The organism is Lysobacter korlensis, assembly GCF_042434515.1.
Genome location: NZ_JBHLTG010000001.1, coordinates 1331781 through 1351073 on the forward strand (window position 1 = coordinate 1331781; position 19293 = coordinate 1351073).

At 67.9% G+C, this 19293-nt stretch carries 12 protein-coding genes and 1 riboswitch; of the genes, 5 read left to right on the top strand and 7 right to left on the bottom strand.

Annotated features, from left to right (window positions below):
* The first annotated feature begins 448 nt into the window (after window positions 1-448).
* Window positions 449-2209 carry a ShlB/FhaC/HecB family hemolysin secretion/activation protein gene (locus ACFFGH_RS06090; protein ID WP_386665891.1) on the top strand — a complete coding sequence of 587 codons (1761 nt, stop codon included), beginning with the start codon at window positions 449-451 and terminating at the stop codon, window positions 2207-2209.
* A 10-nt stretch (window positions 2210-2219) separates the two neighbouring features.
* A complete protein-coding gene (locus tag ACFFGH_RS06095) occupies window positions 2220-6716 on the top strand; it encodes a beta strand repeat-containing protein (protein ID WP_386665894.1) in 4497 nt (1498 codons plus the stop codon).
* Between the two features lie 157 nt (window positions 6717-6873).
* Here ACFFGH_RS06095 and gcvP read toward each other — a convergent pair whose 3' ends face one another.
* Window positions 6874-9777: an aminomethyl-transferring glycine dehydrogenase gene (gcvP, locus tag ACFFGH_RS06100; RefSeq protein ID WP_386665897.1), complete on the bottom strand. Its 2904-nt coding sequence runs from the start codon at window positions 9775-9777 to the stop codon at window positions 6874-6876.
* A 38-nt stretch (window positions 9778-9815) separates the two neighbouring features.
* Window positions 9816-9940, bottom strand: a riboswitch (glycine riboswitch).
* Window positions 9941-10421: 481 nt separating this feature from the next.
* On the opposite strand from gcvP, the gene ACFFGH_RS06105 reads away from it, so the two are divergent.
* Complete coding sequence (locus tag ACFFGH_RS06105; RefSeq protein ID WP_386665899.1) at window positions 10422-11672, top strand: multidrug effflux MFS transporter; 1251 nt, start codon at window positions 10422-10424, stop codon at window positions 11670-11672.
* A gap of 148 nt (window positions 11673-11820) precedes the next feature.
* Here the strand turns inward: ACFFGH_RS06105 and ACFFGH_RS06110 are convergent, their stop codons facing one another.
* From ACFFGH_RS06110 to ACFFGH_RS06135, 6 genes are all read right to left on the bottom strand, one after another.
* Entirely contained in the window at window positions 11821-13866 is a 2046-nt protein-coding gene (locus ACFFGH_RS06110; RefSeq protein ID WP_386665902.1) for a M2 family metallopeptidase, read from the bottom strand.
* A 94-nt stretch (window positions 13867-13960) separates the two neighbouring features.
* On the bottom strand, window positions 13961-14458 hold the full coding sequence (locus tag ACFFGH_RS06115; RefSeq protein WP_386667408.1) for a hypothetical protein: 498 nt from the start codon (window positions 14456-14458) through the stop codon (window positions 13961-13963).
* 108 nt (window positions 14459-14566) lie between these two features.
* Entirely contained in the window at window positions 14567-14827 is a 261-nt protein-coding gene (gene minE, locus ACFFGH_RS06120) for a cell division topological specificity factor MinE (RefSeq protein ID WP_386665905.1), read from the bottom strand.
* Window positions 14828-14830: 3 nt separating this feature from the next.
* Window positions 14831-15640: a septum site-determining protein MinD gene (gene minD / locus ACFFGH_RS06125; protein ID WP_386665908.1), complete on the bottom strand. Its 810-nt coding sequence runs from the start codon at window positions 15638-15640 to the stop codon at window positions 14831-14833.
* 52 nt (window positions 15641-15692) lie between these two features.
* Entirely contained in the window at window positions 15693-16478 is a 786-nt protein-coding gene (gene minC / locus ACFFGH_RS06130; protein ID WP_386665910.1) for a septum site-determining protein MinC, read from the bottom strand.
* Window positions 16475-17086 carry a GNAT family N-acetyltransferase gene (locus ACFFGH_RS06135; protein WP_386665912.1) on the bottom strand — a complete coding sequence of 204 codons (612 nt, stop codon included), beginning with the start codon at window positions 17084-17086 and terminating at the stop codon, window positions 16475-16477. The genes minC and ACFFGH_RS06135 overlap by 4 nt, the downstream gene beginning before the upstream one ends.
* A 140-nt stretch (window positions 17087-17226) precedes the next feature.
* Here ACFFGH_RS06135 and ACFFGH_RS06140 point away from each other — a divergent pair, with 140 nt between their 5' ends.
* Window positions 17227-18423, top strand: a complete 1197-nt coding sequence (locus tag ACFFGH_RS06140) for a histidine kinase (RefSeq protein ID WP_386665914.1) — start codon at window positions 17227-17229, stop codon at window positions 18421-18423.
* Complete coding sequence (locus ACFFGH_RS06145; RefSeq protein WP_386667410.1) at window positions 18423-19097, top strand: response regulator; 675 nt, start codon at window positions 18423-18425, stop codon at window positions 19095-19097. The genes ACFFGH_RS06140 and ACFFGH_RS06145 overlap by 1 nt, the downstream gene beginning before the upstream one ends.
* Window positions 19098-19293: the final 196 nt, after the last annotated feature.

Genomic DNA, 19293 nt, shown 5'->3' on the forward strand with positions numbered 1-19293 from the left:
GTGGGATGTGGATGCACGGCAAGCCGGCTCCCTTGCCAGAGACCTACGTCGATGATCAAGCGCGGCGAGAAGCCGTACACGAAGTCGAGGTGAGAGCGGGCTCGACTGCGACGGGCAGGTTCCGCCGTGGTCGTCCGCGGCCGGACCGGGTCGGGGGTTGGGGCCCTGGAGGAGACTGCCGTGCGAGGGGAAGCGCGGTGCGGCCACCGCTGGCACCGCAGGAAGAGGCCGGATTCGGCACATCGTGACGACCCCGTCTTCACGCGACCTAGTCCGCCAATGGTTGAGGCTGGATTCCGGCCAGATCGCGCGGGGGAGCCATCGCAGCCAAGCGCGGCCGTAGGCCTGATCCACCCGCGTTCTTCTAGAAAACCACTGCATGGCACGTGCGTCGTGCCACTGACGGCCGTCGGCCGTCGTCGGCTTCGTGCCTATCACAGGGAACCCCATGACTTCACGAACACACCTGCGCTCCGCCCCGTCCGTCTGCCGTTCGCTGCTGGCGGTTGCCTGTTTGGCCGCGCTGCCTGCACTCGCACAACAGCAGCCGCCGCCGGTCGACCCCGCCCGCGTTCCGGGCCAGACGGCACAGGACATCGACCCGGCCGCGCGCACTCCGGCACTGCAGGCGCGCACGATCGACCCGGCCGCGCTTGCCGCGCCGGGCACGTGCCCGTTCGCAGGGCAGGGGCAGGTGACGCTCTCGCGCATTGAAGTAACCGGCGCGACGTTGGTGCGGCAGGCCGAGCTCGACGCCGCCGTGGGCGATCTCGTCGGACGTACCGGCGATACGCAACTGCTGTGCGACGCGCGCGACCGCGTCGCGGCCGTGTATGCCCGCAACGGCGAGGCGCTGGCGCGTGTCGAGCTGCCCGAGCAGCGCATCACCGACGGCGTGCTGACCCTTCGAGTCAATGAAGGCCGCATCGCCGACGTGCGCATCGAAAACGCCGAGGCGATGGGCCCGTCGGCTGCGCTTGCGCAGGCCTACCTGGATGCGCTGAAGACCCAGGGCGCGACGAGCTGGGCCGATGTCGAGCGCGCGTTCCTGCTGGTACGCGAACTGCCCGGTGCCGACGTGAACTTCTCGATGCGCCGCGCCGATGACGGCAGCGCCGACGGCCTGCAGGCGACCGCGACGTTCGCGCCGCGCCGCACGCTCGATGTCACGCTGGGTGCGCAGAACCTAGGCTCCGAAGCGCTCGGCAAGAACGGTGTTTCCGCTCGCTTCGATGCAAACGGTTTCACCCGTTTGGGCGAGCGCACCAGCCTGGTGCTGTACTCGAGCGTCGACGGTGAGCAGCAGGTTGCACAGCTGCTCGAGGAAGTGCGCGTCGGCCCGTCAGGCCTGGTGCTGACCGGCGACGTGGCCTACGGCCGCACCGAGCCGGAAGGCGACCTCGCGGCGCTTGATCTCGACGGTGAATCGTTGGTTGCCCGTGTAGGTGTCCGCTATCCGTTCGTCAAGCAGCGCAACGCGATGGTCGACGGTGCCGTGCGCCTGGAGGCGATCGAGCAGGACAACGCGCTCGGTTTCCTCGGCTCGTTCGGCGGGCCGGACATTCCGCTGTTCGAAGAAAGCCTGCGTGTTCTGTCGCTCGGCGTCGAAGGCCGCTGGATGTATGGCGACACGCGCAACTTCGCGACGCATGCGAGCGTCGAGCTGCGCCAGGGGCTGGAAGCGCTCGGCGCCAGCGAGACCGGCGACCGGCTGCTCTCGCGGACCGATGCGCAAATCGACTTCACGTCCGTTCGCCTCGGCGCGGGCGCGCGCCTGCGGCTGGGCAACAGCACGGCGGTCGCACCGTATGCCGCACTGACCGCCGCCGCGCAGTGGACCGACGACTCGCTGCCGGCCTACGAAGAGTTCCAGTTCGGCAACTACACGATCGGCCGCGGCTTCGACCCGGGCGCCGCAGCGGGCGACCGCGCAATCGCGGCCCGCGCCGAGCTTGGCGTGGAGTTCTCACTGGACGGCGCTGCGCAGCTGGGCCTGTTCGGCTTTGCCGACGGCGCGAGGCTGTGGAGCGAAGACCGCGGCGGCTACGACGCCGAGCCGTGGTCGGCAGGCCTCGGCATGCGCCTGCGTGGCCGCACGAGCGAGTTCGCCCTGATCTGGGCGGCGCCGCAGACCGCGCCTATCCCGGGTTTCGCCGAGCCGGACAACAGCCTGCTGCTGACGTTCTCCCACGCCTTCTCGATTCGCTGAGGACACGCACATGACCCATAAGACCCCTTCCCGCGGCCTCGCGCTTCGTGCCCTGTCGCTAGGCATCGCCACCGCGCTTGCCGCGCCGCACGTCGCGGCGCAGAGCCTGCCGACCGGCTTCACCGATGCCACGAACGTCACTGCACCGACGTCCGACGGCACCACCATGACCGTCAACGTGACCGGCCCCCGCGCGTACGCCGAGTGGACCACGTTCGACGTTCCCGCCGCCACGTTCTTCAATGTGACCAGCGACGCCGGCGTCGGCAACAACTACATCTTCGTCAACCGGGTGACCGGCGGCATGACGTCGACGATCGCGGGCACGGTCAATGCCGGCGGCAACTTCTGGCTGATCAATCCGGCCGGCATCGCGGTCAGCAGCTCGGGCGTGTTCAACGTCGGCGGCTTGCTGCTGTCGACTGCGGCGCTGCTCAACGGCGAGGACGCAACGCTCAACGGCGCTGCATTCCTCAACGGCACCACGAACACCTTCACGTTCGGCGGTGCAGCCGGCGGCATCACGGTCGCCAACGGCGCCTCGCTCAACGCAAGCAGCGGCCCCGGTGCGATCGCGCTGATTGCCGACGCGATCAACTTCGGCGGCACCGCTAATGCCGGTACGGGCCAGAACGCGCTCGTCGGCGCGCGTGGCGTGTCGGTGACGTTCGACGGGAACCTCGATGCGATCACCACGCTCGCCATCACCGAAGGCAGCACCGCCACGACCGCGGTAAGCGTCGGCGGCGCAAGCACGTTCAGCGGCAACAAGACCATCATCGCGGCCGCTGGCATGACCGATGCAGCGGGCAATGTGCTGCTCAACAACAGCGGCGGCGCCGACACGGTCACGTTCAATTCCGGTGACATCGTGCTCTACGCGGCGGGCAACGCTGGTGCGGGCACGACGCGCACGTTGATTGCAGGCGGCCGCACGCGACAGACAGCTGTCGCGGCCGGCGCGTCGAGCGTCCGGATCTTGGGCAACGTGGGCACGGGCACATCGGACCTCGACATCCGCTCGGCGGGCTCGGTCGACTACTCGACGAACACGCTGCAGGGCCGTGATGTCGCGATTGGCTCCAGCGGCTCGGTCACCGTCGGCACCGTCACCGCGCGGGACGACCTCGTGATTCGTTCGCAGGGCATTTCGGTCGGGGGTACCCTCACCTCCGGCGGTACGGTCGGCGGACTCGCTCCGCTCGACACCAGCTCTGCGGGTGCAGCTGACCACCTGCAGACAACGAGGCTGTCCGGCAACGACATGTCGCTGTATGCCGAGACCGGTAACCTGACCGTCGCCGTGGCGCCGAACGTCGGTGACGGCTACCGCATCCGGGCCGCGGACTTCTTCGGCGCTGGTGTGTTCACGCCCAACTTCACCCAGGGCACCGAGAACACGTTCGTCATCACCGATACCGCAGGTGGCTTCACCGCTGCCAACCTCAGCAGTCCGGGCCGCCTCTGGATCGAAGCCCGGAACGGGGGCAATCTGAACGTCACGGGGCCACTGACCTCGGCGCGCGGTGATGTCCAGCTCATTACCTCCGGCGGCGGAAACATCAACCTCGGCGGCAACGTAACCTCGGGCATCCGCGCGGGCTCGACGAACGAGTACATCTCGCTCCGCTCGTCGGGTGCAATCAATCAGACCGCAGGCATCGTCAATACGACGCAGAGCTCGAGCGGGCGGCTGTACGTAAGCGCGGCCAATGGCATCTCGTTGCTTCAGGAAAACCTGTTCGCCGCAGCCGCGTTCCGCAACTCGGGCGCCGGCGGCATCCAGGTCCGCAATGCCGGTACGGGTGCTGCCGGCGTGCCGTTCGAACTGACCACGCTCAACGTGGACAGGTTCAGCCCGCAGATCGCTGGTGCAACGACCGGCAGCGGCGACATCCGTTTCGACGTCGCCAGCGGCATGCTCGTCAACGCAGTACCGGTCACCACCGGCGCAGGGAATATCGTCGTTGATGGCGCGACCGTGGTCGCAGGGGCGACGACGTTCACGGCCACCGGCGGCAGCGCTACCTTCAACGGCACGATCGACGGGCAGGCGGCGAACCAGGGCGACCTCGTCATCAACGCGACGGGCACCACGTTCAACGGCAACGTCGGCTCGACGAACGCGCTGTCGACGCTGACCGTCAACGGCGCAAGCATGCTCAACGCCAACAGTGTGGCCGCTAGCAACGGCCTCGACCTCGACGACCTGACGGTCGGCGCGGGCGTTGCCGGTAATGCCACGCTCACCACCGATGGTGCGCTGACGGTTGGCAACATCACGGCGAACCACACCGGCACGCTGGTCGGTAATGGCGGCTCGGTCGACATTACGTCCTTCGTCGGTCCGAATGCATCGCTTTCGCTGACCTCGAGCCTGGGCTCGCTCGCACTCGGCTCGGCCAACGCCGGCGGCAGCGTTTCGCTCGCCGCGACGGGCGGCGACCTCAACGTCGCCACCACGATCGACGCAGGCGGCAACATCACGGCCGATTCGGTCGGCACGGTGCGCGCGAATGCACTGCGCTCGAGCGGCGGCACCGTCTCGGTCACCGCGCTCGGCACGGTGGGTGGCGCGACGCCCGGCAGCCGCATGGACATCTCGTCCGCCGGCAATGTGAGGGTCGACGCTTCGGGCGCAGCGCTGCTGGGCACCGTAGCGGCAACGGGTGCGGGCGCCGACATCATTGCCGCCGCCAACGGGCTCGACATCGCAGCGGCCAACGCCACCGGCGTGCTTTCGCTCACCGGCGATGCGGGCGGTATCACGCTCGGCACCGCATCCAGCAATTCAACGACCGTCAACACCAGCGGCGCGCTCAACGTCACCGGCCCGCTCACCACGAACCTGCTGACCGGTACCGCCGGTGGCGGCGCGGTGCTCGGCGGCGCGAACCAGATCGGGCAGCTTGGGGCGTTCACCACGTCGAGGCTCACCCTCCGCAACGCACGCGCGCTGACGGTCTCGGGTGTGGTCAACGCCGGCACCGGCGACGCATCGATCGCCGTGACGGGCGGCAATCTCGAGATCGGTGCGGCCGGCCAAGTGCGCGGAGCCGGTGTCGACCTGTCGACCGATGCGAACTTCATCAACGCCTCGGGCTCGGATGCGGTCGTCGCATCCAATCGTTGGGTGATCTACTCGCAGGCTCCGGCCGGCAACGTGTTCGACAACCTCAACAGCAACAATACGGCGATCTGGAACGCGACGCGCGCCACGCTCGCTCCGGCGGCAGTCAACGCCAACCGCTACGTGTTCGCGTTCCAGCCGCGGCTGACGCTGACCACCGGCAACGTGAGCAAGGTCTACGGCACCGACCTGACGTCCAACCCGGGCGTTGCGTTCACGATCAGCGGCTACCAGCCGGGCGTTGCCGGCGCGTTCCTCGCCGACACCCAGGCGTCGGTATTCAACGGCACGCCGCGCGTGACCTCCGACGGCTTCGCGCCGCGTGCGTCGGTCAACGGTGGGCCATACGGCATCACGGTCGATCCGAACTCGCTCGCGACCAACAGCGGCTATGCGGTCGACGTGTCGAACGCGGGCAGGGTGACGGTCACGCCGCTCGGCATCACCGGCACCGTCAACGTCGACAACAAAACGTACGACGGCAGCACGGCGGGAATGGGCGCGGTGGTGTTGAACGGCGTTCTTTCGGGCGACGCAGTTGGCACGGGCGGCACGACCTTCACCTTCGCCGACAAGAACGCAGGCACCGGCAAAACCGTCAACATCAGCGGTACGAGCCTCACGGGTGCCGACGCTGGCAACTACACGCTGACGCTGCCGGCGACTGCGGTGGCGGACATCCTGCGCCGTGCACTCGTGGCGGGCTTCGTGGTCGATAACAAGACCTACGACGGCACCACCACCGCGACCGGGGCCGTCACTCTGAACGGCGCGGTTGCCGGAGATGCGGTGGGGACCACGGGCACCGCCTTCGCGTTCCTCGATCCGAACGCCGGCACGGGCAAGGCCGTTAACGCGAGTGGCACGACATTGACCGGTGCGGATGCCGGCAACTACACCTTGACGCTTCCCGGCAGCGTCGTCGCCGACATCCTGCAGCGCGCGATCACGGTCACCGCCGATCCGAAGATGAAGCAGGTCGGCAATCCCGACCCGGCACTGACGTACACGATCACCAACGGATCGATCGTGACGGGTGACTCGCTCAGCGGCTCGCTGACCCGTCAGCCGGGCGAGTCTGCGGGTTCGTATGCGATCCAGCAGGGCACGCTGAACGCGTCGTCGAACTACCGCCTCACGTTCGTCGGCTCGACGCTGACGATCACGGAAGAAGCGGTGCTGCCCGAGCCGCCGCCGGTGGGTGTCATCGCGACGAACTCGTTCGCGAGCGAAACGACGGACCTGCTCGATCGCATCGACGACCGCACGCCCGGCGCGATGTTGCAGGCCGCTGCGCTCGAAGTGATCGACGAGCGCGACGACTGCGAAAGCGCGGACGGCCAGCGCACGGCCTGCCCGAGCTCGCAGCCCCGGTAAAACCAGCGCACGGCGGTAACACGTCGTAACGAAAAGGCCCCGCAATGCGGGGCCTTTTCGTGTCCGGCGTTAACGCGGGCCGGCCGCTGGTTTGTTTCGCATCGCAACCGACGTCGGCCTCGACCGGTCACCCGGCCAGGCCGACGCGGCGCGCGACTTACATCACATTCGGCTCGCTGAACGCCTCGATCTCTTCGAACTCGCTGATCGGCACGCAGCTGCAGAACACGTTCTTGTCGCCGTAGACATTGTCGACGCGCGCGACCGGCGGCCAGTACTTCTGCTGCCGCAGCGAAGCTAGCGGGAAGACGGCCAACTCACGCGAATAGCCGTGCGTCCATTCCGCCGCCATCACCGCATTCGCGGTGTGCGGTGCGTGCTTGAGCGGGTTGTCCTCGCGATCCATACGGCCTTCCTCGACCGCGCGGATCTCGTCGCGGATCTGGATCATCGCGTCGATGAACCGATCCAGCTCGTGCAGCGCCTCGCTCTCGGTTGGCTCGACCATCAGCGTGCCCGCGACCGGGAAGCTCAGCGTCGGTGCGTGGAAGCCAAAGTCGATCAGGCGCTTGGCCACGTCCTCGGCGCTGATGCCCGTCGCGTCCTTGATCGGGCGCAAGTCGAGGATGCACTCGTGCGCGACAAGGTCGTTGCGACCGGTGTAGAGCGTCTCGTAATGCGGCGCGAGGCGCTTGGCGACGTAGTTCGCGTTGAGCAGCGCAACCTGGGTCGCGCGGCGCAGCCCTTCGGCGCCCATCATCGTGACGTACATCCAGCTGATCGGCAGGATCGAGGCGGAACCGAACGTCGCCGCCGACACCATGCCGACCGGGGCATCGCTACCGAACGCACGCGGCAGGAACGGTGCAAGGTGCTCCTTGACCGCGCACGGGCCGACGCCCGGGCCGCCGCCGCCGTGCGGGATGCAGAACGTCTTGTGCAGGTTGAGGTGCGATACGTCCGAGCCCCACTTGCCGGGCTTGGCGACGCCGACAAGTGCATTCATGTTCGCGCCGTCGGTGTACACCTGGCCGCCGTGCTTGTGCACGATCTCGCAGATCGCAACGATGTCCTCCTCGAACACGCCATGCGTGGACGGGTAGGTGATCATCAGCGCGGCAAGGCGGTCGCTGTACTTCTCGGCCTTCGCGCGCATGTCCTCGACGTCGACATTGCCGTTCGCGTCGCACTTGGTCACCACGACCTGCATGCCGCACATCTGCGCCGAGGCGGGGTTCGTGCCATGCGCGGACTCGGGGATCAGGCAGACGTCACGATGGCTCTCGCCGCGCGAGGCGTGGTATGCCTGGATCGCGAGCAGGCCCGCGAACTCGCCCTGCGCGCCGGAGTTCGGCTGCAGGCTGACCGCGTCGTAGCCGGTGCATTCGACCAGCATCGCTTCGAGTTCGGTGATCAGCTGGTGGTAGCCCTCGCTCTGGTCGGTCGGCGCGAACGGATGGATGTTCGCGAACTCCGGCCACGTGACCGGGATCATCTCGGCCGTCGCGTTGAGCTTCATCGTGCAGCTGCCGAGCGGGATCATCGTGCGGTCGAGCGCGAGGTCCTTGTCCGACAGCGAGCGCATGTAGCGCAGCAGTTCGTGTTCGCTGTGGTGCGTGTTGAACACCGGGTGTTGCAGGAACTTGCTGGTGCGCAGCAGGCCAGACGGCAGGGAGTCGGCGGCGCTGGAATCGAGCGCATCGACATCCGTGATGTGCGCCCCGAACAGCGCGGCGATGTCCACCACGTCCTGTCGCGTCGTCGTCTCGTCGAGGCTGATGCCGAGGCTGCGGCCGTCGATCTCGCGCAGGTTGATACCGGCTTCCCGTGCCTTCGCATGGATTGCGGCGGCGTCGACATCGACCACGTGCAGCGTGTCGAAGAAGTCCGGGCCCACGGTCACGCGGGCCTGGCGCAGCGCGGCAGCGAGGATCGCGGCCAGGCGGTGCGTGCGGCGTGCGATGCGGGTCAGGCCTTCGGCACCGTGGTACACCGCGTACATGCTGGCCATGACGGCGAGCAGGACCTGCGCGGTGCAGATGTTCGACGTGGCCTTCTCGCGGCGGATGTGCTGCTCGCGCGTCTGCAGCGTGAGGCGATAGGCCGGCTTGCCCTCGGCGTCGATCGACACGCCGATCAGGCGCCCCGGCATCGAGCGCTTGTACGCATCGCGGCAGGCAAGGAACGCCGCATGCGGGCCGCCGAAACCGAACGGCACGCCGAAGCGCTGACTATTGCCGACTACGATGTCCGCACCCCATTCACCGGGCGCCGCGATCAGCGTCAATGCGAGCAGGTCGGTCGCGACCGCGACCAGGCCGCCGCGTGCGTGCACGGCTTCGGCGAGTGCCGCGTAATCGTGGATCTGGCCGAACGTGTTCGGGTACTGCAGCAGCACGCCGAAGCAGTCGACATTCGTCACTTCGCTCTCGTCGCCGACATGCAGCTCGATCTCGACGCCGGCCGCGCGCGTGCGCAGCACTTCCAGCGTCTGCGGGTGGACGCCGCTGGAGACGAAGAACACGTTCGACTTCGACTTGCACATGCGCTTGGCAAGCGTCATCGCCTCGGCCGCCGCGGTGCCCTCGTCGAGCAGCGAAGCGTTCGAGATCTCCATGCCCGTCAGGTCGGCGCACATGGTCTGGAAGTTGATCAGCGCTTCCATGCGGCCCTGCGAGATCTCGGCCTGGTACGGCGTGTAGGCCGTGTACCACGCCGGGTTCTCGAGGATGTTGCGCAGGATGACCTTCGGCGTATGCGTGCCGTAATAGCCCTGGCCGATGTAGCTGCGGAACACGCGGTTGCGCTTGGCGAGCGTGCGGATCTTGGCGAGCGCTTCTTCTTCGGTGATCGGCTCGGGCAGCGCGAGCGGCGTGGCCGACTTGATCGAGCCCGGTACGATCGCATCGGTCAACGCGTCGAGCGACTCGTAACCGACCACGCGCAGCATGTGCGCGATCTCGGCATCGTTCGGTCCGATATGGCGCTCGATGAATGCGCCGTGGTGTTCGAGTGCGCGCAGCGAAGTGCCGGCGGGGATCGGGGTGGAACTCTGGTTCATGACGGAGGCGTCCGAAGGCTGCGTGCATGCCACACGCGGGGCGCCCCTCTGTCCTTTTGCCTGAGAGTTTGGAAGCGGCCCCGGCTGGCTGCCGGGGCAGCGGGGGAGGGCGCTTCTTGCCCCTTCGGCGCCGGATTGAACCGGTCTCTCCAGAGTTGTGTACGCGGCGGTCGTGGGGCCTGAGCGATTGCGGGCGTTTGCGCCTTCGGCAGCGGGACCGTGCCCGCTTCTCCCACCGCGTGCTGCTGGCGGGATTATAGACGTGCCGGCCGCGTGAAGGCCCGGCCCGCTTGCGGCTTTACTGCCCGCGGGCGCGGTCGGCCGGTTGGGGTTAAGTCTGGCCGCGGCCTGCAACCGCGGGTACTGCGCACTACGCACTGCGCCCATATGGCACGACCGTAAGTCGCCTCCGTCGCGCCTCGGGCGCGAAAGGCCGCAAGGTGCAGGCGGAACACGCGCACTGTGGATCGCGCCCGCCCAGCGCCGCAAACGCGGGCGTACCCGCCCGCGCGAGCCTGCGGGCGAGGCCGCAGCGAACGGACGAGGCGGGCGATTGGCGGCCGATGGAACGCAACGCCCCGGTGGAATAACGAAGGCGCCGCCCCTGAGTCGTTAAGCTAGCCCGCCGTCCCGCGCCCATGATGATGCCCCGTTCCACCCCGGCCCTCCCGGTCCGCCGGCTCGCGTTGCTGCTCGGTGGGCTGGCGATGTTCGGCCCGTTCTCGATCGACACGATCTTCCCCGCGTTCCCGCAGATCGGTGCCCAGCTCGGGGCCGACAAGGTGGCGATGCAGCAGACGATCAGCGTGTACCTGATCGCCTACGCGCTGATGAGCATCGTGCACGGCCCGCTGTCGGACGCGATCGGCCGGCGCCGCGTGATCCTCGGCGGCCTCGCCGTGTTCACGCTCGCGTCGGTCGGCTGCGCGCTTGCGACCGATCTGCCCACGCTGCTCGCGTTCCGCGCGCTGCAGGGCCTGTCTTCGGGGGTCGGGCTGATCGTGGGCCGCGCGGTGATTCGCGACGTGCTCAACGGTGACGACGCGCAGCGGCTGATGAGCCAGGTGTCGATGATCTTCGGCATCGCCCCGGCGATCGCGCCGATCATCGGCGGCTGGATCCTCGGCTGGAGCCGCTGGCCGGCGATCTTCTGGTTTCTGGTCGCGTTCGGGCTGGCGCTGCTGATCGCCACGGCCCGCTGGCTGCCGGAGACGCACCTGCCCGAGCAGCGGCGGTCGCTGCGTCCGGTCGGGCTGATCCGTGACTACGCCGGCATCTTCCGCAACGCCCGCTTCCAGCGGCTCGCGGCGGCAAGCGCGTTCAACTTCAGCGCGCTGTTTCTCTACATCGCGTCCGCGCCCGCGTTCGTGCTCGACATCCTGAGGCTGGACGAGCGGCAGTTCGCCTGGTTCTTCGTGCCCACGATTGGCGGCATGGTGCTCGGCGCCTTCATGTCCGGCCGGGCCGCGGGGCGCATTTCCGGCGAGCGCCTCGTCGCGATCGGCTTCGCCTGCAGCGCCGTCGCGATGATGTTCAACCTCGGCTACAACCTGCTGGTCGACGTGCCCAGCGTGCCGATCGCGGTGCTGCCGATGAGCCTCAACGCATTCGGCATCGCGCTCGTGTTTCCGATCATCACGCTGTCGATCCTCGACATGTACCCGCAGCAGCGCGGCGCGGCCTCGTCGCTGCAGGCATTCACCAGTCTGGTTCTCAATGCCGTCGTTGCGGGTCTGCTGTCGCCTTGGCTCAGCAGCGATCCGCTCGCTCTCGCGGCCGGCGCGGCGGCGTTCATGGCGGTCGGCTGGTGCTTCTGGCGCTGGGAGCGGCAGGTGCGGCGGCGGTCGATCGATTCTTCGGGCGAGCAGCCTGCGATGCCGAGCGAGATCGTCTAGGCCCATGGGTCTGCAGCCGGCGGCGGAATGGAGCAAGCCGCGCCCGCCTCGGCTGGTTGGCCCATCGGACGCGACGAAGCGCGCGACCGCTTCGCCAAAAGGAAAGGCCGGCATTCGCCGGCCTTTCGGTGCCACCAGTGGCTGAGGCTCAGCCCGCGATCGGCGGTGTCGCCGGCTTGGCAGGTGCGGCCGGCGCTGCCGGGCCCGTTGCCGGTGCCACCGGGCTGGCTGCCGGAGCCGGCGTCGCGTTCGCCTGCCAGCCGCAGGTGCGGCCCTCGTTCTGCTGCTTCAGCCAGGTCTGCAGCGGTGCGAAATACTCGAGCACGGCGGAGGCATCCATCTTCTCGCCACCGGTCAGCTCCTTGAGCGTCTGCTGCCACGGCTGGCTCGCGCCCTTGCTCAGCATCGCCTGGAACTTCTGGCCGGCTTCCTTGTTGCCGTAGAAGCTGCATTCGTACAACGGGCCCTTGAAGCCCGACGCGTCGCACAGCGCCTTGTAGAACTGGAACTGCAGCACGTGCGAGAGGAAATAACGCGTGTACGGCGTGTTGCCCGGCACGTGGTACTTCGCGCCCGCATCGAAGAACTGCTCGCCGCGTGCCTCGACCGGGGCGACGCCCTGGTACTTCGCCTTCAGATCCCACCAGGCCTTGTTGTACTCGCCGGGCTTGATCGAACCATCGAACACACCCCAGCGCCAGCGATCGATCATCAGGCCGAACGGCATGAACGAGACCTTCGCCAGCGCCATACGCATCTGCGCGTTGATCAGCGCTTCGTTGGTCTGCTGCTGCTCGCCCACGAGGCCGATCGACTGCAGGTACTGCGGCGTCATCGCGAGCACGATGGTGTCGCCGATCGCTTCGTGGAAGCCGTCATGCGCGCCCTGCTGGAAGATCGGCGGCAGCTTGTTGTATGCGAGGTAGTAATAGACGTGGCCGAGCTCGTGGTAGATCGTCGTGAAATCTTCCTCGTTCGGCTTGATGCACATCTTCGTGCGCACGTCGCCTTCCATGTTCATGTCCCACGCGCTGGCGTGGCAGACCACGTCGCGGTCGCGCGGCTTGATGAACTGGGTGTTCTTCCAGTAGCTCTCCGGCAGCTTCGGCATGCCTAGCGAGACATAGAAGTCCTGCGCGCGCTCGGTCATCTGCTTCGCGTTCGCGAGGCGCGCTTCCTGCTCGGCTTCGACCAGCATCGCCGGCGTTGCGGGCACCTGCGACTGCGCGATTCGGCCCGCATACGCCTGCTGGTACTGCGATTCCAGCGCGGTGCTGATGTCCAGGCTGCCGGCGCCCGGGTACGGCGCGAGGATGTCCCAGATGTTGCCCCAGTCCTGCTGCCACATGTTGCCGAGCAGGTGCGCCGGCAGCATGCCGCCGGCGGCCGCGCCCTTGTCAGCGCCGTACTCGGACTGCAGCCGCGTGCGGGTGTAGCAGTGCAGCTGCTCGTACAGCGGCTTGACCTGGGTCCACAGGCGGTCGGTCTCGGCTGCGATCTCGGCCGGGCTCATGTCGTAGCCCGAACGCCACATCTCGCCGGCGTCGGCGAAGCCCAGGTTCTGCGCGCCGTCGTTCACGAGCTCGACGAAGCGCGTGTAGTCCTTGCGCATCGGCGGCGAGATCGTGTGCCAGCCGCGCCATGCGGCCAGCTGCTCGTTGTAGTCGCGGTTGTTGCGCAGCACTTCCTCGAGGTCGCCCAGCTGGCGGCAGCTGCGCGCCGCGCCTTCGCCGGTGCAGAACTCACCCGACCCGTACATGCCTTCCATGCGCGTTGCGATCTGGGTGAGCTCGGTGAGCTTGGCCGGATCCTTCGGCGGCGGCATCGAGGTCGAGAGCTTGAGCAGCCGGATCGCGCGCGCGGTCTCCGGCGACATCTGCTGGCCTTCGAACTTCTTCGCCTGTTCGATCCAGCTCTTGAGCTGGCCGAGGTAGCGCTCGTTCGCCTTCGCCGACAGCAGCTGGCTGTCGTCGCTGATGTAGGTCGACGACAACCACTGCGCCGCCGTCAGCTCCGGATACAGCGCCTTGTATTCGGCGTTGACCCGCGCGATGAACTCGTCGGCGGTCTCGCCTTCGCGCGCTGCCGGTGGCGCGCCGGGGCGCGAATCGTCCGGGCTGGGCTGCCGCGTGCAGGCCGACAGGCCGAGCAGGGCAGTAATGCTGAGCGCGAGAAGCGCGCGTGCTGGGGTCATGATCGAGGTCTCCGGAGTCTTCAGGCGCGAGCGCACCCGCGCCCGAAGGCTAGAGGCCCCAGCAGGACCGTGCAAGTTGCCCGGCGTGACCGGGTCAGGCGGCCGCTGCGGGCAGGGGCGGCAGGATCGGCACGCGCGTCGTCGCGTCGGCCAGGCCGTGGCGTTGCAGCCACTCCCACGAGGTCTCGGCGTCGCGTTCGAAATACGCCCGCGCCGAGCCCAGCCGGAAGCTGTAGCCCCAGGCATCCATGTCCGCAAGCGCGCGATCGCGGCCTACGCCGCGCAGCTCGCCGGCCAGCAGGATCTGCAGCACGCAGACGGCGTCTTCCTCCTCGATCGAGTCGGTCGCGTCGGTATGCACCGCGGCGCGGCGCGCAGGTGGCAGCACGATCAGGTGACAGGCCTCGTGCAGCAGCGAGTGCACGGGCGTGTCCCGCCTGGCGTAGACATCCGAAGCGATGATCCCCGCCTCGGCGTCGCCCCAGTAACTACCGGGGATCGGCTCGCCATCGGCAACCAGGTGCAGGCGCAGGCCATAGCGGGCGAGCAGCGTGGCTGCGTCGTCGAAGTCGATGTCGGCCAGGGTCAGCATCGGGAGCGTCGGGTAGATCGGCGCAGCGGTCACGCATGGCGCAGCGCCACTCGGTTTGCCACAGGGCGGCGGCGACCGCCAAGGCGGCCGCCGGCACCGTTGCAGCGGTCAGGCCTGCGCGGGTTGCTCGGGCAGGGCCACCGAGATGTCGAGCACCTTGTTGTCGCCTTCGCCTATCAGGTCGACCTTGACCGACTCCGCATCGACATTGACGTACTTGCGGATGACCTCGAGCAGCTCGCGCTGCAGCATCGGCAGGTAGTCCGGGCCGCCGCGGCCGGCACGCTCATGGGCGACGATGATGCGCAGCCGGTCCTTCGCAAGCGAGGCCGTCTGCTTCTTCGCCGTCAGGAAATCGAACATCCCCATCGGTTAACCTCCGAAGAGCTTGCTGAAGAAGCCCTTCTTTTCCGCCATCGTGAAGCGCATCGGGCGCGTGTCGCCGAGCAGGCGGGCCACCGCGTCGTCATACGCCTGCGCCGCATCGGACTGCGACTCGAGAATCACCGGCTCGCCCTTGTTCGAGGCGTTGAGCACGTCCGGCGATTCGGGAATCACGCCGATCGTCTTCAGGCCGAGGATTTCCTCGACATCGCCGATGCTGAGCATCTCGCCGGTTTCGACGCGCTTGGGGCTGTAGCGGGTGAGCAGCAGGAACTCCTTTATGCGGTCGCCGTTCTCGGCGCGCCGCGTCTTGCTTGCCAGCAGGCCGAGGATGCGGTCGGAGTCGCGTACCGAGGAGACTTCCGGATTGACCACGACCACCGCCTGGTCAGCGAAGTACATCGCGAGAAACGCGCCTTTCTCGATGCCGGCCGGCGAGTCGCAGACGATGTAGTCGAAACCATCCTGCGCGAGGTCGTCGAGCACCTTCTGCACGCCTTCCTTCGTCAGTGCGTCCTTATCGCGCGTCTGCGACGCCGCGAGCACGTAGAGGTTGTCGAAGCGCTTGTCCTTGATCAGGGCCTGGCGCAGGGACGCTTCACCGTTGACGACGTTGACGAAGTCGTACACGACGCGACGCTCGCAGCCCATGATCAGGTCGAGGTTGCGCAGGCCGACGTCGAAGTCGATCACCGCCACCTTGTGGCCGCGCCGTGCGAGCCCGCAGGCGAGGCTCGCGCTGGTGGTGGTCTTGCCCACGCCGCCCTTGCCGGACGTGACTACGATGATCTCGGCCAAAGTTCGTTTCTCCTGTTCTGATCTTGGGGGATGGATCGCGCGGCCGGGACGGTCAGTCCAGCGCCGCGATCCTCAATTGTTCGTCTTCGAGCCAGACCTGGACCGGCTTGCCGATCAGGTCCTTCGGGATGTCCTCGAGCACCTTGTAGTGCCCGGCGACCGCCACGAGCTCGGCGTGGAACTCGCGGCAGAAGATACGCGCCTGCGTGTTGCCCTGCGCGCCGGCGAGTGCACGACCGCGCAGCGCACCGTAGATGTGCACCGAGCCGTCGGCGATGACCTCGGCGCCCGCACCGACGGTGGTCAGCACGGTCAGGTCCCGGTGGTCGGCGTAGATCTGCTGGCCGGAGCGGACCGGCGCAACCTGCATCAGGCCGGGCTGGGGCTGGGCCGCGGCCGGTGCAGGCGCCGCGCGCGGCGGCTCGGGTGGTGGCGGCTCGCGCCGCGGGGGCAGGGCGGTTGCTGCCGCTGCAGGCGCGGGCGTGCCGTCGACGCGTTCGTACTGGGCGCGGAACTTCGCGAGCAGCGGCAGGCCGAGCTGGATCGACAGCTGCTCGATCTCGCTCGTGCCGTACGCAAGCGCGACCGGCAGTACCCCGGCGGCACGCAGGCCGTCGATCAGGCTGCGCGCGGTCGCCGCATCAGGCGCATGGGCCAGGCCGCCGAAATCCAGCACGACGGCAGCACGGTCGAACAGGTTGGGCGCGCGCTGCACGCGACTGCGCATCTCGTCGACCAGGCGTGCGACGTCGAGCGTGCGTATGCGCAGGTTCGCGATGCCGACCTGGCCGATCTTGAGTTCACCGGCCGGCTCGAAATCCATGCCGACCACGTTCACAGGCCGGTCCCCGTCTGCATCGGTACGAATGCCGCTGCGTCCAGCGCAACGCGCGGCTGGCGGACCCACGGCAGCTTCGGCAGTGCGTCGCCGTAGGTTTCGTTGATCCAAGGGTAGCTTTCGAGGTCCTTCATCAGCATCGCTGCGCGCAGCCGGGCGTCGGGCATCACGTTCTGGCCGACCTCGTGGAATCCGAACGCGCCATGGAACAGCAGCACCGGGTCGTTGCCACCGTCGAGGAAGACCTCGCAGGCCATCTGCGCGTAGCGCAGCTCGGCGTAGCTCTGGGCGTCGGCGTAAAAAGCGCGCCCGACGCCGCCACCACGCCGCCGGCTGGCAACGACGATGCGGTCGATATAGAAGAAATTGGAGTAGCGCTCGCGGAACCAGCGGAAATTGCTGCTGTCGTGCTCGGACCGATGGCCGATGCCGATCAGGAACCCGGCCAGCGTGCCGTCGCGCTCGGCGACGCGGAAATACTCGGCGCAGTCGTAGAACGCGCGAAGCCGCGTGGAGTCCAGCGGCAGGATGGCGGGTCCGGCGGCGTTGTTGAGTGCGAGTACGGAATCCAGCTCGTGCTCGCGCACGTCGCGGACGACAATCGACATTCCATGCTCCCTGGTTCGTCGGCCGGAGACGGCCGCGGCCGGCGGTGATTATCGCATGGGGTCCCAAGCGCGGCGACCGCGACCGCAGGCATGACTTTCGGACGGCTCCGTGCGCCCGGCCGCGCCAGTACGATGCGTGCATGCTGGCCCGCCTGAACCATATCCAACTGTTGCGTTACTCCGGCCTGTTCACCTGGGCCGTCGTCGGCGTGCCGCTGCTTTACCTGTGGATGCTGCCGCTGGCCGCAGGCGTGGACGAGGTCCCGCTCGGTCTGCGTCCGCGGCCGTGGCAGGGGTGGGTGGCCTATGCGGCGTTCGGTATCAGCTACGCCTGGCTGACGCGCGGCCTCGATGTCCGCCGGCGCACGGTCGGTGATTACGTGCTGCTGCTGGTGCTGACCGGTGCCGCGATTTCGGTGAGCTACTACGCCGAGAGCGGGCTGGGCAGCGTGCTGCTGATGGTCGCGGCCTGCCTGCTGCCGTGGCTGCTGCCGCTGCCGCTCGGGATCGCGTGGCTGGCACTGAGCCAGCTGGCGGTGGTGCCGGTGTTCGTTCGCGGCTTCGACTTCACGCTGCTCGAGGCGATGATGCAGTCGGTGCTGTACGCCGGCTTCTCGCTGTTCGTGTTCGTGACCAGCCTGGTCGCACGCCAGCAGGCGCAGGCCCGCGACGAGCAGCGGCGCTTGAATGCGGAGCTGCGCGCCACCCGCGCGCTGCTCGGCGAGAGCGTGCGCGTCAACGAGCGCACGCGCATCTCACGCGAGCTGCACGACCTGCTCGGGCATCACCTGACGGCGCTGAGCCTGAATCTCGAAGTGGCCGGGCATCTCGCAGAGGGACGGGTGAAGGACCACGTGCACCAGGCCCATACCCTCGCGCGGCTGCTACTCACCGACGTGCGCGAAGCCGTCAGCCAGCTGCGCGAAGGCGGATCGATCGACCTCGCCGCCGCACTGCGGCCGCTCGCCGAGAATGTGCCGGCGCTCGACATCCACATGGATATCCAGGCGCCGCTGATGCTCGACGACCCCGAGCGCGCCCACGTCCTGCTGCGCTGCACGCAGGAAATCATCACCAACACGGTGCGGCACGCAGGCGCGCGCAACCTGTGGATCCGCGCCGAGCGCATCCGCGACTGCGTGCGCGTGACGGCGCGCGATGACGGACGCGGCGCCGAGCAGCTCACGGCAGGCAACGGCCTGCGTGGCATGCGTGAGCGGCTCGCCCAGTACGGCGGTGACCTCACGATCGATACCCGGCCGGACGCGGGATTCAGCCTGACGCTGACCCTGCCTGTCTCGGCCTCCACCGCAGCTTGCGAAGGAGTGACCGTATGATGTCCGCCCCGAAATCCCCGACCGTTAGATCCCCGATCCGGGTGATGCTGGTCGACGACCAGACGCTCGTGAGGCAGGGCGTTCGGTCGCTGCTAGCGCTCGCCGAGGGCATCGAGGTGATCGCCGAGGCCGGCGACGGCCGCCAGGCGGTCGAGATGATTCCGCAGGTCCAGCCCGATGTGGTGCTGATGGACATGCGAATGCCCGCGATGTCCGGTCTCGAGGCGCTGCAGGCACTCGCGCGGCTCAATGCATTGCCGCCGACGATCATCCTCACCACATTCGACGACGACCAGCTGGTGCTCGCGGGCCTCAAGGCCGGTGCGAAGGGCTATCTGCTCAAGGATGTTTCGCTGGACCAACTGGTCGGGGCGATCCAGACGGTCGCCGCCGGCGGCTCGCTGGTGCAGCCGGCAATGACGCAGCGCCTGCTTTCCGGTCTGGAGCACATGCGCAACGACTTCGTCAGCCTCGATCGGCCCGATCCGCTGACCGAGCGCGAGACCGAGATCCTGCGCCTGATGGCCGGAGGGTTCTCGAACAAGGAAATCGCGAATTCGCTCGGTGTCGCCGAAGGCACGATCAAGAATCACGTGTCGAACATCCTCAGCAAGCTCGGTGTGCGCGACCGCACGCGCGCGGTGCTGAAAGCGTTCGAGTTGCAACTGGTCTGATCGCAGGTCAAGACGCCAAAGGGCCTGATTTCAGGCTGCAAAGGCCTCATTGGCCATCGCCGTTGCAGGTCCGCGCCGGGCGCCGGCGGCGAATCCAATGCGGGCCATGCGGGCGGCAAGGCAGCGCTGCGTGGCCCCGATTGGGCGGAGAAGCCGTTGGTCGGCCTGAATCCGCACAATCCATGGCTGCGCTCGT